13 protein-coding genes are annotated in these 15,184 nt (G+C 69.7%); 8 read left to right on the top strand and 5 right to left on the bottom strand.

Annotation, left to right across the window (positions count from 1 at the left end; all coding sequences use genetic code 11):
• Window positions 1–7 precede the first annotated feature (7 nt).
• The 3 genes from JS278_RS01595 to JS278_RS01585 are packed head-to-tail and all read right to left on the bottom strand — an operon-like array spanning window position 8 to window position 4,921.
• Complete coding sequence (locus JS278_RS01595) at window positions 8–1,084, bottom strand: D-2-hydroxyacid dehydrogenase (RefSeq protein WP_114043667.1); 1,077 nt, start codon at window positions 1,082–1,084, stop codon at window positions 8–10.
• 41 nt (window positions 1,085–1,125) lie between these two features.
• Entirely contained in the window at window positions 1,126–3,003 is a 1,878-nt protein-coding gene (locus JS278_RS01590) for an ABC transporter ATP-binding protein (RefSeq protein WP_114043666.1), read from the bottom strand.
• Window positions 2,996–4,921, bottom strand: a complete 1,926-nt coding sequence (locus JS278_RS01585; RefSeq protein WP_114043665.1) for an ABC transporter ATP-binding protein — start codon at window positions 4,919–4,921, stop codon at window positions 2,996–2,998. The genes JS278_RS01590 and JS278_RS01585 overlap by 8 nt, the downstream gene beginning before the upstream one ends.
• Window positions 4,922–5,258: 337 nt before the next feature.
• Between JS278_RS01585 and JS278_RS01580 the strand changes: the two genes are divergently transcribed.
• From JS278_RS01580 to JS278_RS01560, 5 genes are all read left to right on the top strand, one after another.
• On the top strand, window positions 5,259–5,729 hold the full coding sequence (locus JS278_RS01580; protein WP_114043664.1) for a low molecular weight protein-tyrosine-phosphatase: 471 nt from the start codon (window positions 5,259–5,261) through the stop codon (window positions 5,727–5,729).
• Between the two features lie 73 nt (window positions 5,730–5,802).
• Window positions 5,803–6,843 carry a type 1 glutamine amidotransferase family protein gene (locus tag JS278_RS01575; protein WP_114043663.1) on the top strand — a complete coding sequence of 347 codons (1,041 nt, stop codon included), beginning with the start codon at window positions 5,803–5,805 and terminating at the stop codon, window positions 6,841–6,843.
• A 30-nt stretch (window positions 6,844–6,873) separates the two neighbouring features.
• Window positions 6,874–7,572, top strand: a complete 699-nt coding sequence (locus JS278_RS01570; RefSeq protein ID WP_114043662.1) for a response regulator transcription factor — start codon at window positions 6,874–6,876, stop codon at window positions 7,570–7,572.
• 50 nt (window positions 7,573–7,622) lie between these two features.
• Entirely contained in the window at window positions 7,623–9,008 is a 1,386-nt protein-coding gene (locus JS278_RS01565; RefSeq protein ID WP_114046046.1) for a sensor histidine kinase, read from the top strand.
• A gap of 92 nt (window positions 9,009–9,100) precedes the next feature.
• Window positions 9,101–10,576 (top strand): YibE/F family protein, encoded by a 1,476-nt coding sequence (locus JS278_RS01560; protein ID WP_245935253.1) that lies wholly within the window; start codon window positions 9,101–9,103, stop codon window positions 10,574–10,576.
• Between the two features lie 301 nt (window positions 10,577–10,877).
• Here the strand turns inward: JS278_RS01560 and idi are convergent, their stop codons facing one another.
• On the bottom strand, window positions 10,878–11,498 hold the full coding sequence (gene idi / locus JS278_RS01555) for an isopentenyl-diphosphate Delta-isomerase (RefSeq protein ID WP_114046045.1): 621 nt from the start codon (window positions 11,496–11,498) through the stop codon (window positions 10,878–10,880).
• Between the two features lie 228 nt (window positions 11,499–11,726).
• On the opposite strand from idi, the gene JS278_RS01550 reads away from it, so the two are divergent.
• The 3 genes from JS278_RS01550 (at window position 11,727) to JS278_RS01540 (ending at window position 14,442) form a co-directional block, all read left to right on the top strand.
• Window positions 11,727–12,932 (top strand): MarP family serine protease, encoded by a 1,206-nt coding sequence (locus JS278_RS01550; RefSeq protein WP_114043660.1) that lies wholly within the window; start codon window positions 11,727–11,729, stop codon window positions 12,930–12,932.
• A gap of 355 nt (window positions 12,933–13,287) precedes the next feature.
• Window positions 13,288–14,112: a cation diffusion facilitator family transporter gene (locus JS278_RS01545; RefSeq protein ID WP_342767035.1), complete on the top strand. Its 825-nt coding sequence runs from the start codon at window positions 13,288–13,290 to the stop codon at window positions 14,110–14,112.
• A gap of 57 nt (window positions 14,113–14,169) precedes the next feature.
• Window positions 14,170–14,442: a YciI family protein gene (locus JS278_RS01540; protein ID WP_114043658.1), complete on the top strand. Its 273-nt coding sequence runs from the start codon at window positions 14,170–14,172 to the stop codon at window positions 14,440–14,442.
• A 236-nt stretch (window positions 14,443–14,678) separates the two neighbouring features.
• Here the strand turns inward: JS278_RS01540 and JS278_RS01535 are convergent, their stop codons facing one another.
• A complete protein-coding gene (locus JS278_RS01535) occupies window positions 14,679–15,062 on the bottom strand; it encodes a thiol-disulfide oxidoreductase DCC family protein (RefSeq protein ID WP_114043657.1) in 384 nt (127 codons plus the stop codon).
• Window positions 15,063–15,184: the final 122 nt, after the last annotated feature.

The following is a 15,184-nucleotide window of genomic DNA, read 5'->3' as shown; positions in this document are numbered from 1 at the left end:
GACCCGCTCAGTAGAACTCGACGGTGTTGACGACGTGGGTCATCGGCTCGCCGTTGAGCAGCCGGGTGGCGTTGGCGGCGAAGTGCTCGGCGATCCGTCGGTCCTCACGGGCATCGAGGGTGGCGGTGTGAGGACTGATGAGGACGTTGTCCAGGCCCCACAGGGGGGAGCCGACCGGTAGCGGCTCGACCGTGGACACGTCGAGGGCGGCGTAGGACAGCGCCCCCGAGCGGAGCCCGTCGATGAGGGCGTCCTCGTCGACGGTGGACCCCCGTCCCACGTTGATCACCATGGCTTTGGGCCGCAGCCTCCCGATGACATCGGCGGAGACGAGCTTCTCGGTGGCCGCGGTGGCGGGCAGCGCCACCACGATGATGTCGGCGCGACGGGCCGCCTCCGGCAGGTCGTCGACAGGGTAGACGTCCTCGACCCAGGGCACCGTCCGCACCGTCCGGTTGCAGCCGATGACGCGCGCCCCCATGGCGCTGAACCGGGCGGCGCAGGCTCGGCCGATCTCCCCCAGGCCCAGCACGAGCACGGTGGCGTCGTAGAGCTGGCGCATCGGCCAGCGCTCCGGCCAGGTGCGCGAGGCCTTGTCGGCGGCCAGCCGGGGAAGGTCCTTCAGCCCTGCCAGAGCACCGAAGACCGCGAACTCGGCGAGGTTGTCGGCATGCACGCCCGCCGAGGTGGTGAACACGACCCGTTGCAGGTCCTCGGCGGACAGGTGAGCCTCGGCGACGGCGGCTCCCGCTCCGGCGGCCATTCCCTGCACCCATTTCAGGCCGGGGTTGGCCTGCACGGCCGCCCTGAGGGAGGCCGGATCGCCGTCGGGGAATCCGTAGAGGACGTCGGCGGCGGCGAGGAGGCGGTCGAACTCGTTCTGCTGGGCGTCGGTCCGACGCCAGCCGGGATCTCCCGAGTGGTCGGCGGGCCAGCGCATCGGCGGCAGCAGGTCGGGACGGTACTCGACGGACAGGCGAGGCTCGATGCGGCGCATCAGTGCGCACAGGTCCTCGTCGTCGGGCAGCGGCGTGGCGATCGCCACCGACAGAGTGCCGCCCCTCGCGGGGTTGACAGGGGTCATGGGCCGAGCCTACGACCGCATCCTCATCGCCGGAAGGGTCTTCACAGCAGCGACTCCTCCCAGGCCTTGTGGAGATCGGCGTAGCGGCCTCCGCGGCGTCTCAGCTCCTCGGGGGCGCCGTCCTCCAGGATCCTCCCCTCCCCCAGCACCAGCACCCGGTCGGCATTCTCCACGGTGGAGAGCCGGTGGGCGATGATCACGGCGGTCCGGTCGGCGAGAATGGTGCGCAGCGCGCGCTGCACGAGCCGCTCCGACGGGATGTCCAGCGACGAGGTCGCCTCGTCGAGGATGAGGACGGCCGGGTCGGCGAGGAAGGCCCTGGCGAAGGCCACCAGCTGACGCTGCCCGGCCGACAGGCGTCCTCCCCGCTGAGAGACGTCGGTCTGGTAGCCCTCCGGCATCGCGGTGATGAACTCGTGGGCGCCCACCGTGCGGGCCGCCTCCTCGATCTCCTGCCGGCCGGCCCCGGGGCGGCCGAAGGCGATGTTGTCGGCGATCGTGCCGTTGAAGATGAAATTCTCCTGGGTCACCATCACCACCGCCTGGCGCAGGTCCTCGTCGCCGATGCGGTCCAGCCCGATCCCGTCGAGGGTCACCTGGCCCGCGGTGGGGTCGTAGAACCGGGCGATGAGTTTGGCGATCGTGGTCTTTCCGGCGCCCGTGGTGCCGACCAGGGCGAGGTTCTGGCCGGCCGGGATGTGCAGGTCGAGATCGGGCAGCACCGGCCGGCCCGGGGCGTACTCGAAGGTGACGCCATCCAGATCGATCCTGCCCTCGGCGTGCTCGATCCGGACCGGGTCCTCGGGTTCGGGCACTCCGGGCTTCTCATCGAGCACCCCGGACAGCTTCTCCAGGGCGGCCGAGGCGGACTGGAAGGTGTTGTAGAACTCGCCGATGTCGGTGAGGGGCTCGAAGAACTGCCGCAGGTACAGCAGGAATGCGGTGAGCACCCCGACCGTTGACCAGCCCTTGATGACGAACCATCCTCCGATCAGCAGCATCAGGGCGATCGTGACGTTGCCGATCAGCCGGATGCCCGGCATGAAGATCGCGAAGATCCGGAACGAGCGCACGTTGATCGCCCGGTAGCGGTCGGACAGTTCGGTGAAGATCTCCTGATTGCGCGGCTCCCGCCGGTAGGCCTGGACGGCCCTGATGCCCGCCATCGTCTCGGTGAAGTGCATGATCACCGCGGCCGAGGCGTTGCGCACCTCGCGGAAGGTGCGGCTGGACTCGTGGGAGAACCACGTGATGAGCGCCGACACGAAGATCAGGGAGGCCAGGCAGATCAGTCCGAGCCGCCAGTCCATCACCAGCAGCATGACGCCGGTGCCGACCAGCGTGAGGACCGCCGACACCAGACCGTCGAATCCCTGCTCCATGAGCTCGGAGATGGCGTCGGTGTCGTTGGTCATCCGGGAGATCACGCGCCCGGAGGTGTAGCGGTCGTGGAAGGCGACGTCGAGCCTCTGGAAGTGCACGAACACACGCCGGCGCAGCTCGAGCAGCACGTTCTGGCCGATCCGTCCCGAGAGCCTCAGGAAGAGGACACGTGTGATCACCTGGGTGACCAGGGCCGCCAGCATGGCCACGACGATCTCGGCGAGGACGCGGCCAGAGCCGGTGTCCAGCAGGGACCGGATGCCCAGGTCGATGCCGCGCCTCACCAGCCATGGCGGCAGCAGCCGGGTGATGTTCTCGACCACGACGACCGCCACCAGCACCCACAGCAGCCTGCGGTAGGGACGCAGCAGGTCCCACAGCAGGGCCCGGCTTCGGGCTTTCAGGAAGCTCGACGCCTGGGCGGAGACCTCAGCGGCCTCCTCGTTGGCGACGCCGCGCCAGTCGGTGTCGGTTTCGGCGCTGCCGCGCCAGTCGGTGTCGGTTTCGGCGCTGCCGCGCCGGTCGGTGTCAGCCACGGTCCAGCACCTCCTCGTCATCCTCGGATCCTCTTGCGTCCCCGTTCGGCGTGATGCCGGTCTCGGCGTCGTAGTCGGCGCTCAGCAGCTCCCGGTACTCGGGGACGGTGGCTAGCAGCTCGGCGTGGGTGCCCACATGGGACACGCGGCCCTCCGACAGCATCGCCACCTTGTCGGCCAGCAGCACGGTGGAGGCCCGGTGGGCCACCACGATCCCGGTGACCCCGACCAGGACGCGCTTGAGGGCCGCCTCGACGAGCGCCTCGGTCTCCATGTCCAGCGCCGAGAGGGTGTCATCGAGGACCAGGATGCGCGGCTTGACGAGCACCGCCCGGGCCAGCGCCAGACGTTGACGCTGGCCTCCGGACAGGCTCATCCCCTGCTCCCCGATCCGGGTGTCCAGACCCCAGGGCAGGTCGTGCACGAATCCGGCCTGGGCGACGTCGAGGGCCTGCACGATCTCTGCTTCGGTGGCGTCGGAGCGCCCGAGGGTGAGGTTCTCGCGCACGCTCATCGAGAACAGCGTGGCGTCCTCGAAGGCGGTCGCCACGATCGAGCGCAGCTCGGCGACCCGCAGATCCCGGATGTCGACGCCGTCGATGCGGATCGCGCCGCCGGTCACGTCGGCCAGTCGCGGCACCAGGGCGGTGAGGGTGGTCTTGCCCGAGCCGGTCCCGCCGACCAGGGCTATCGTCTGCCCCGGTTCGATCTCCAGGTTCAGGTGCTCCAGGACGTCGGCGTCGCCGTCGGGAAATCGGAAGGAGACGTCGGAGAAGGTGAGCCGGCCCTCCGGATGCTCGAGCGCCAGGGAGCCGTCGCGGATGGTCTCGGTGGCGTCGAAGATCTCGCTGATCCGGTCGGCGGCGGTCATCGAGTCCTGGGTCATCGACAGCAGGAATCCCAGCGAGGCGATCGGCCACACGATGCTCAGCATCAGCGTGATGAAGGCGACCAGGGTGCCCAGCGAGATGCGCTGGTGGCCGACTGCCAGGGCCCCGAACCCGAGCACCACCACCAGGGTGAGGCTGGGGATGGCCTCCAGCACCGTCCAGAACCAGGAGGTGAGGCGCACTCTCGCCATGCTGGTGCGCCACAGGTCGGTGGCCCTGCCGTCGAATCCCTCGAAGATGTGCTCGCGGCGACCGAAGGCCTTGATCACCCGCAGCCCGCCGACCGACTCCTCCACGGCCGAGGCGACGTCGCCGGTCTGATCCTGGATGGTGCGCGAGAGCCTGGTGTACTGGCGCTCGTTGACCAGGCAGAGCCACACGATGGGGACCGCCGAGACCACGACCACCAGCCCCAGCGGCCAGTACATGCGCAGGAGCAGGGCGGTGGTGATGACGATCTGCAGCAGGTTCATGATCATGAACAGCAGCCCGAAGCCGAGGAACCGCCGCACCGTCGACAGGTCGTTCATGATGCGGCTGAGCAGCTGGCCCGACTCCCACTGCGTGTGGAATCCCAGCGGCAGCCGCTGCAGCTTGGCGTAGAGGTCGAGCCGGATTCCGGTCTCGGTGCCCAGGGTGCCGCGGGCCACCACCCAGCGCCGCCAGAACATGAAGACCGCCTCGACGATGCCGATCGCGATGGCGGCGGCGCCGAGCGTGTAGAGGCCGCGGTGCTGGGAGTCGCGGATCGGGCCGTCGACGACCCGCTGGGTGACCAGCGGTGTGACGATCCCGGCCACGGTGGAGGCGACAGCGAAGACCACCATGAGCACGAACCGGGTGGCGTAGGGCCTCAGGTAGGGCAGGAAGCGCAGAAGATTGCCGAACCTTCTGGCGGTGCGCCTGGGGGCCAGCGCCGGCGCCCGGTCCAGGGCGTCGCCGTAGAGGGTCGCCACCTCGGTGCTGATGCGACCCGATCCGGGCGCACCGGCGGAGATCGTCGGGGTGGCGCGGGTGTCCGAGGACATAGAGGTGCTCCTGAGCGGATCGGTTCGGATCGGTCTGCGGGTGCCGGGCGCGGCTCTGGACGGTGATCCGCGCGTGGCCGCAGGTCAGGAGTGTTGAAGCATGGAACCGAGACTATGCCCCTTCGCTGCGATTCACCAGATGGGCCCCTGCCCGCGGTGGGCGAACGGCCGATCTCCCGACAGTTCGGGGTTTCCGTCCCGATCAGACCGGAAAAGGGTCACTGTCGGGAGATCGGCCACCTCATCCGGGTCCGGATCCAGCACTGCCGCGGCCCTCGGACCGACCCGATGCCGACCCGATAGCGTGGTGCCACCGCGCACCGACCAGGAGACCCTCATGAGCCACACACCGTCCGTCGTCTTCGTCTGCTGGGGCAATATCTGCCGCTCCCCGATGGCCGAGCGGGTGGCGAGGAAGTGGCTGGACGACGCCGGGGTGCCGGCGCGGGTGACCAGCGCGGGGGTGAGCGACGAGGAGGGGCCCGCCCCCATGGACCGTCGCGCCAAGGCGGTGCTGGAGCGGGCAGGCTACGACGCGTCGGGCCACACCGCCCACCAGATCGACGCCGAGGAGATCGCGGACGCGGATCTGGTGATCGCCGCCGAGCCGATGCACGTCCAGGCCATGCGCCGGCTCTCCCCGGTGGCCGACAACCTGCGTCTCATCAGCGATTTCGATCCTTCGAAGAGACCGGGCACGCCGCTGCCGGATCCCTGGTACGGCCCCGACTCCCAGTTCGTCGCGACGCTGAGGGCCATCGAGGCGGCGATGCCCGGGATCGTGGACGCCGTGCGGAAGCTGACCTGACGCCCCGACACCGGGTCGACGCCCCACTCAGCACGGCCCCACCCCGCCCCCGCTGAATAGATAGTCTGTGCCCATGAGTTTTTTCCTGGTCGGCGGAGGAGTCGATGACGGCCTGGGCGAGGTCTACGACGAGTTCATCGCCGAGGCCAGGAGCCACACCGGTCATCAGGGTGGCGGGGATGCCGCTCCCGGCAGGGTCGCCGTCGTGGTGGCGGGCCCGGTGGAGATCTCCGGGGATCATGCTGCGGCGCTGTCGGCGATCGTCACCTCGCGATGGCCCGAGGCCGACGTGCTGCCGATCCACCTGACCGGCCCGGGAACCTCCCCGGTCCCGTCGACCGGGACCTCGGCGGTCGACGCGACCGACGCGGACTCCGCCGCATGGAGCACGGACGCCGGTCCTTCCTGGGATGAGAATCCCGACTTCGCCCTGCCCGACGATCTGGACACCCTCGACGGCATCATCGTGGGCGGCGGCCGGGTGGCCGGCTACATCGCGGGCCTCGGACCGGCCGCAGGACTCCTCTCCCGGCTGGTGCGCGGCGGAGCCCCCTGGCTCGGCTTCTCGGCCGGGGCCATGATCACCGCCGTCGCCGCGGTGGAGGGGGGCTGGCGCCTGGACGGCCGTCAGATCGCCCCGCGGGACGCGGCTGAGGGTTGCGAGGAGCTGAACGTCGTCGAGGGCCTGGGCCTGGTGAGCATCACCAGTTACGCGCACAACGACACCCTGAGCGCCGACGGCCTCCTCATCTCGGCCCTCGACGCCGGTCTGCTGCGTTCGGCCGTGGCGATCGACGAGGGCGCCTGCCTGAAGGTTCAGCAGGGATCCGGGCGGGCCGCGGTGATGGGTGGCGGCCTGGTCCGCTGGTTCACCAAGGATCCCGCCGGCGTCGTCGTGCGCGGCGAGCGCGGCGCCCACCGGTCGAGCACCCCGGCCGCCGCACCGCCCCGATTCGCCGGTCTGGCCCAGGTCGCCGCCGCGACCCGCGCCGCCCACAAGAAGGAGGAGCCGGCGAAGCGTGCCGTGAAGACCCGGAAAAAGGCCCGGACCGGCACAGCTCAGTCCTCCGAAGGCGGTTCGGCGCCCACCGACCCGGCGCAGTCCGAGTCGTGAGCGGTCAGTGAGAGGTGGCAGGCTGTACCCATGCACATCCTTGTGGTGGACGACGACCGGGCCGTGCGCGAGTCACTCGCGCGCTCGCTGCACTACAGCGGCTATGAGGTCGACACCGCCGAGGATGGCGTGGAGGCCCTCGCCAAGCTGAGTTCCATGCGTCCCGACGCCGTCATCATGGACGTCATGATGCCCCGGCTCGACGGCCTGGAGGCCACCCGGATGCTGCGCGTCAACGGCAACGACGTCCCGATCCTCGTGCTCACCGCCCGCGACGCCGTCGGCGACCGGGTCGACGGGCTGGACGCCGGGGCCGACGACTACATGGTCAAGCCCTTCGCACTCGACGAGCTGCTGGCCCGGCTCCGGGCGCTGACCCGGCGCTCCCGCGCCGAGTCCGAGCCGGAGTCCCTGGAGGACGCCGAGGTGCTCACCTTCTCCGACCTCACCCTCGACCCCCAGACCCGCGAGGTCAGCCGGGGGGCGCGCCGGATCAGCCTGACCCGCACCGAGTTCGCCCTGCTCCAGGTCTTCCTGCAGAACCCGCGCAAGGTGCTGGAACGGTCCTGGCTGCTGCACGAGGTGTGGGGATTCGACTTCCCCACCACCGCGAACTCGCTGGAGGTCTACATCGGCTACCTGCGCCGCAAGACCGAGAATGACGGCGAGCCCCGGCTCATTCACACGGTGCGCGGCGTCGGCTACGTGTTACGGGAAGCGACTTCGTGATCAGACGCTGGTGGCGGCGGATCCTCGACTGGCAGCCGAGGATCCCCCGGATCACGATGGGCCGACGGGTCACCCTGTTGGTGGCCGCCAGCGTTTTCGTGGCCGTTCTGGGCTCCAGCATGGCGGGGTATTTCATGACGAGGCTGTCCCTCTACTCCCAGCTGGACCGCCAGCTCATCACCCTCGGCAGCTACCTGTCCGGGCCCATCACCGAAAGCCCGGAAGGGTTCGCCTCCCTGGAGGCCAGCGGGCTGGAGGCCGCCGACGTCGGCGTCGCGCTGGTGCCGGCCGACGGCAGTCGGACCCAGATGGTGGAGGGGGCCTCGAGCACCTTTCCGACCGGCCCCGAGGAACTGGCGGTCGCCCGCATCGGGATGGGTACGACGGCCCGGACCGTCACCGACTCCCAGGGCGTGCCCACCCGGATCGTCTCGGTGCCGATCTCGATCAGCAACACCCGCTACGCCCTGGTGCTCGGCAGATCGATGAAGGCCACCGAGGCCACCCTGAGCTCCCTGTGGCTGGTGCTGGCGGTGGTCGGCCTTGTCGGCGTGGGGCTCAGCGCGGTCACCGGCTATCTGGCCGCCCGCTCCACCACACGGCCGATCACCGACCTCTCCAGGGCGGTGCACCGGGTGACCCGCACCGACAAGCTCGATCCGATCCCGGTGCGCTCGGCCGACGAGCTGGGACAGCTGGCGACCTCCTTCAACACGATGCTCTCGTCGCTGTCCTCGTCGCGGGAGCGTCAGCGCCGGCTCATCGCCGACGCCTCCCACGAACTGCGCACCCCCCTGACCTCGATGCGCACCAATGTCGAGCTGCTGCTGGCCGATCAGAAGACGGGGATGCTGCCGGAGACGGCCCGCGGGGAGATCCTCACCGATATCGCCGCGCAGCTGGGCGAGTTCTCCAGCCTCATCGGCGACCTGGTGCAGCTCTCCCGCGACGACGCCCCGCCGCGCAGCCCCGAGCCCCTCGATCTGGCCGACGTCGTCGAGAAGGCCGTGGAGCGGGCCCGGCGGCGCGGTCCGAGCCTCCAGTTCGACGTCACCCTGGCGTCCCATCCGATGATGGGCGAGCCGGCCACTCTGGAGCGGGCGGTCACCAATCTGCTGGACAACGCCGTGAAGTTCTCCCCCGACGGCGGAACGGTCACCGTGATGATGGAGGGCGATACCGTCACCGTCAGTGACCAGGGCCCCGGCATCGCCGAGGAGGATCTGCCGCACATCTTCGAGCGCTTCTACCGCTCGGACCGGTCCCGCAACACCCCGGGTACCGGCCTGGGGCTGTCCATCGTGGCCCACATCGTCACCTCCCACGGTGGCTGGGTGAAGGCCTCGCGGGCTCCTGGCGGCGGCGCCCAGTTCACGATGAGTCTGCCGATGACGGTTCCGGCCGAGGACGACGAGGCCGAGCAGCCGGTCGGGTAGACCCGTCGCCGCGGGCGCACGGATCGTGTCCCGATTCGTCTCGGCGCAGGTGCGCCGCTCTTGGCCGACCGTGAGAGGCTCGCCACGTGGAGATGCACGCCCATGCTCATTCATCTGGCCCCAGCACCCCTGAACAGGCCGATCGGGAACGCGCGGCCCTGGGACGGCTGCTGATCCTGCTGGCCCCGCTCTTCCTGGCAACCGTCGTCGGGCTGATCGCGATGTGGCCGCACGACGTCTCGCATCACATCCAGAACGACTCATCGGCCTGGAACGCCCCCGGGGTGAGCATCATCGACGGCACCGTCACCGGCGTCTCCCACGGGTCCTGCGACGGCCAGCCCGGTTCGACCGGCAGCGGTGGCTCCGAGGAGTGCGCCGTGGCGAGGGTGCGCATCGACGAGGGGCCCGACGCCGGGACCTCGACGAGCGTGCAGCTCACCGCGGCAGTGACCTCCTCCGGGGTGAGGACCGGCCAGGTGATCCGGATGTACCGGACGCCGGGCGGAGCCAGGGCCGCCTACCAGTTCTACGACTTCGAACGCACCGTGCCGCTGGTGGCCGTCGCGGTGGCCTTCGCGGCAGTCGTCATCGCGGTGGCCCGTCGCCGGGGACTGGCGGCCATCGTGAGTCTCGTCATCGCCTTCGTCATCATCGGCCGGTTCATGCTTCCGGCACTGATCAGCGGCTCCTCCCCCACCTGGGTCGGGCTGGTCGCCTGCTCGGCGATCATGTTCATCGTCATCTACGTCACCCACGGCTTCTCGACCCGGACGACGACGGCCCTGCTGGGCACCCTGTTCGGTCTGCTCCTGACGACGGGGCTCGGCGTCATGACGGCGCGGTGGGCCCATCTGACGGGGATCACCGGCGAGGACGATTTCGTCCTCACGGCCTCGGCCCCGGACCTCACCCTCACCTCGGTGATCATCTGCGGGATCATCGTCGCAGGCCTGGGCGTCCTCAACGACGTCACCGTCACCCAGGCGTCTGCGGTGTGGGAACTGGCCGATTCGGCCCGCAGCCGCCGCGACCTGTACCGGCGGGCGATGCGGATCGGGCGCGATCACATCGCCTCCAGTGTCTACACGATCGCCTTCGCGACGGCCGGGGCGGCGCTGTCGACCCTCCTGCTGCTGTCGATCTACCAGATGCCGGTGGGCGACATGCTGCGCAGTGAGACCTTCGCCGAGGAGATCGTGAGGACGCTCGTGGGGTCCATAGGGTTGGTGCTGGCGGTGCCGCTCACCACGATCATCGGGGCCGTGCTGGCGTGGTCGACGCTGCACGGGCCGGAATCCGGGTCCGGGGAGGCGGCCCCGGAACCGTCGGGTGCCTCAAGTCACCGGCAAGGCGCCGTCCTGGGATTCATCCCGGGACGCCGCGGCAGCGCCGGGCCGCGGCGCGGGCTCGTCGACGAGACCGCCCCGATGGAGCCGGGAGGCCGGGTACCTTCCACCGGACGCCAGGAGAGCGTTCTCGCAGCGGGAGAGGATGTCGCGAAGGACGATGACCGGAGTACTCCACCGGGACCTGTGGATGACTCCCTCTTCCGGCGACCCGAATGAGAGTTGCGCCACAGTCCCAGCTCCCGGCCAGACGCCGGGGATCGTCCGGGCCTGTTCCTCCGCGTTGGGCATTCAGGCTTGTCAGAGACAGATTCCAGGAGTTGTCCACCGTGAGGCGCGGGTTGTCCACTGGTATGGGCGTTCTCCACACGGCCCAGAGGGGTTATCCACACATACCCTGTGGATAACCCCTCTGGCTGGGGAAAACACAATTGTGTCGTTTCCACTGTGCTGTCAGAGGACGACCCCTCCTCGCTCGCGCAGGCGCTCGCTCCTCCCCGGGCGGCACCGCGGTCGTCAGTCAGAACTGACGGAGATCCTCGCCCAGGGCACGCACCTGGGCGACCGTCCACGGCGCGAGCAGCGGAGACATCGTCTGCACCGTGCGGTAGAGATCCTTCCACCCCACCCAGGCGATCTCCTCGACCTCATCCGGGTCCGGGTACAACTCGACGATTTCCTCGGGATCATCCAGGACGGTCACATAGACCGGGCACAACTCGTTCTCCACGATCCCCGAGGAGTCCGTCGCCCGATAGGAGAATCCCGGCATCACGCAGCTGATCGCCTCCGCATTGAGGTCGAGTCCCAGCTCCTCGCGCACCCGGCGGACGATGGCGTCCTCCATCCGCTCCCCGGGACGCGGGTGCCCGCAACATGAATTCGTCCACACCCCTGGCCAGGCCACTTTCGTCAATGCCCGGCGGGCGATGAGGGCCCGGCCCCCGACGTCCAGGATGTGACAGGCGAACGCCAGATGCCGCGGCGTCGACCGGGTGTGGATGATCCCTCTCGCAGCGGTGCCGATCCGCTTGCCGCTCTCGTCGATCAGCACCACCAGATCATCAGGATCGAGAGGGACCCGACCCTCCAGGGAATCGTCGGAAGCTCGCCCGGCGCCGGGCTCACTCGGGATGGTCATGACCGCCAAGGTACCGCACCGGACCACCCCGCCGTCGGCTCCCCGGGATCTGAACGGGGAACGCGGGACCTCCCGGGGCACTCCTGCCCGGGCAGGCGCAGCATCAGGTGACGGCGCGCCCGCCAGGCCTTCACAGCCCCGTCATAGAACAGCGTGTCAGGCTGGGTGGTGCCGTCGCGCCCTCGGACAGCCAGCGCACCGCATCAGCCCACCAGGAGGGGGACGACCATGACCGGTTCCGTGATTCTCGACGTCGTGCTCGTCCTGCTGCTCATCGGACAGGCCCGGCGCGGCTGGCGACGGGGCGCCGTGGTCGGCGTCCTCAGCCTGGCCGGGCTCATCCTCGGAGCATGGTTCGGCCTGTGGCTGGCCGGCAGCGTCGGCGACTGGATGTCCAACGGCACCGACCTCAGCGCGCTGTGGACAGGCATCGCCCGGATCGCCCTGTTCATCATCACCGCGGAGGCCGGGGAGTCCATCCTGTCGGGAATCGGGATGAGGCTGCGCGGGGCCAACCGCATCCCCACCCTGCGGACCGCCGACTCCCTCATCGGGTCGGTCGTGTCGGTGGTCGTGGCCGCCCTCGTCCTCACCGTCGCCGCCGGTGCGGTCCGGCCCCTCCTGCCGAGCGCCTGGTCCCAGACCGTCGCAGGGTCCAAGGTGCTGGCCACCGTCGACCGGGCGGTCCCCGATCCTGTCAACCGTGCCGCCAACCGGCTCGCCGGGGCACTCGCCGACGGCTTTCCCCGCGTCTTCTCCGGACTCGACGTCGAGCCCGATCTGCCGGCCCGCAGCCCCGACCAGTCCGTCACACAGACCGCCGCCGTCCAGCAGGCCGGAGCCGGCATCGTCAAGGTGCGCTCCACCGCCACCCAGTGCTCGCGCGCATCCGAGGGCACCGGCTGGGTGAGCGCCACCAACCGCGTCGTCACCAACGCCCACGTCGTCGCCGGAGCCAGCAACGTCTCGGTGGAGACGCAATCCGGGAGGACCGTCCGAGCCATCGTCGTCTCCTACGATCCCGATCTCGACCTCGCCGTTCTGCGCGTGCCCGATCTGGGCCTCACACCGCTGCAGATGGTGGCGTCCGCCTCAGCAGGTGACCAGACCATCGTCGCCGGATACCCCCTGGACGGCCCCTACACGCTGCGCGCCGCGACCGTGCGCGGCACCATCGAGGCCCGCGGGGAGAACATCTACGCCACCCGGACCGTGGTGCGCGAGGTGATGGCGGTGCGCGGAACCGTCCAGCCGGGCAACTCCGGCGGACCGCTGCTCACCACCGACGGCAAGGTCGCCGGCACCGTCTTCGCGCGGTCGACCAGCGCCTCCGACACCGGATACGTCCTCACCAACAGCGCGACCAGGGCCATGATCGCCGCCGGCTCCTCCGACACCACGGCGGCCTCCACCCAGGTGTGCACGACTGATTGATCAAGAGAGGGGGCGACCCCTCTCCGCCCGCCAGGGCTCGCTGACTCCCTGAACAGTTCAGGTCCGTGACCTGGGTCGCCCTGTAACGGTGGCTGGGACGTCAGCGGAATCGGCATCGCCGGCCATCCGCAGCGGGTCAGCTCTGTGACCGAGCTCTCAGCGGCTCCTGTGTGGTCGGCACCGCTCCCCTCGGAACCGATTCGATACTGATTCTCGGAGCCCTTCCCGACTCGTCCGAGGCCGCCGATCCACCTACGCTCGACGCATGGGACACAGTGAGCATCATCATCACGGACCGTCCGCCCAGGCCGACCGTAGGTACCTGTGGGGTGCTCTCGTCCTGCTGCTCGCGTTCATGGCCGGTGAGGTCGTCGCCGCCCTCGTCTCCGGATCGCTGGCCCTGCTCTCGGACGCCGGACACATGCTCACCGACGCCGGCGCGCTCGCCGGTGCGCTGTGGGCCATGAACCTGGCCGTCAGGCCCGCCCGTGGCGCGATGACCTATGGCTGGAAGAGGGCGGAGATCCTCGCCGCCCTGGCCAACGGCGTCACCCTCCTGGTCGTCGCCGTCGTCGTGGCGACAGAAGCCGTCAGACGACTCGTGAACCCGCCCGAGGTGACCGGCGTCACCGTGCTCGTCGTCGCCGTCATCGGCATCGTCGTCAACATCGCCGCGACCTGGCTCATCGCCCGCGCCGACCGCACCAGCCTCAACATCCGCGGCGCCTACCAGCACGTGCTCACCGACCTCTTCGGATTCATCGGTACAGCCGTCGCCGGCGTGATCATCCTGGCCACCGGCTGGACCCGCGCCGATCCGATCGCCTCCCTGGTCGTCGTGGCGCTCATGCTGCGCGCCGGCTGGGGACTCACCCGCGATTCGGGACGGGTGCTGCTGGAAGCCGCCCCTGAGGAACTCGACCTCGACGCCGTGCGCACCCATATCCTCGGCGTCGAGCACGTCACGGCGGTCCACGACCTCCATGCCTGGACCGTCACCTCGAACCTGCCGGCCGTCTCGGCGCATCTGGTCATCGAGGACAGCTGTTTCGCCGACGGGCACGCCCACCGCATCCTCGACGAGGTGCAGGAATGCCTTCAGACCCACTTCTCAGTAGGCCACACAACCTTCCAGGTGGAGCCCTCACGCCACGAGGCCACCGAGCACGACTGCTTCTGAACACCACGGATGGCTGCGCGGCTACTCAGATTCGATGAGTGGCCCTACCATTCGTTCATGGCTACTTTCATCGTCGAAACCCATTACGTTCCCGAGCTCCAGGACAGGCGCCTGGCGGCCCGCCCCCGTCATCTCCAGAACCTGGATGTGATGCGCGAACGTCACCAGCTCGTCAACGCCGGCCCACTCGCCGACGGCTCGGGCGCCGTCCTCATCTACTCTGTCGGCAGCCGCGCCGAGCTCGACCGGCTTCTGGCGGCCGACCCCTATCCCACCGACGCGGTCCAGGTCTCCTCGATCCGTGAGTGGAAGCACAACTACGAGTTCTGAGTTATCCAAGCGGATGACCGCCCCCCACGCTCGTCAGGGCTGACTGCCCCCACGCCGGGCGCTGACCTCAGTCGTCGGCCGGATCCGCGTCGACAGCCACCCACTGCGGCCCGGGTCCGGGATCGCGCTCCCGGGTTTCCCGCTCAACAGGGGTTTTCGGCTCCGCCGAGACGAAAAGGCCCGTTGAGCGGGAGATTCGTCAGCCGAGGACGCCGCAGGAGCGGACTCGAATCCCCTCACACCCGGCAGGCACCCGATCCGCCGGGGAATCGATGGCGATTCCGGGCGACCCAGGCGTACACCCTCGCAGCGAGCGGCCTCACCGGGGAGGACGCGATGACCTGCCCTGCCCACCGCCACGGCGGCGGGCAGGAGGCCAGAGCCCCGCCGATCGCCTCGGCCCCCCACACCACAGAGCCGTCACCGCGCACCAGCGGAATCTCCCTGCGAGCCCGATCGGCATCCACCCCCAGGGCCCCGGCGTCCGCGGCGCTCAACGGCCTCACGACCACCCGGGCATGACGCCGCGACAGCCAGCTCGCACACGCCGTGCAGAAGGCGCAGTCGGAATCGAAGAGCAGCAGCCCCCTGGCAGGCACGACGGTGATCAACGGTCCCATGAGTCCTCCCGATCAGGCGACGGTCATGCCACCATCCTGCATCGCCGCCGCCGCAGTCACGAACGGCAGCGCCAGACCCACTCCGCGGCCCGGCCCCGGTGTCCGACTCCTTGAGTCCGGGT

This window comes from Acidipropionibacterium virtanenii (assembly GCF_003325455.1).
In the GTDB taxonomy this organism is placed as follows: Bacteria; Actinomycetota; Actinomycetes; order Propionibacteriales; family Propionibacteriaceae; genus Acidipropionibacterium; species Acidipropionibacterium virtanenii.
Note: the sequence above shows the minus strand (reverse complement) of the source record. Positions and strands in the feature narration are given on the sequence as shown.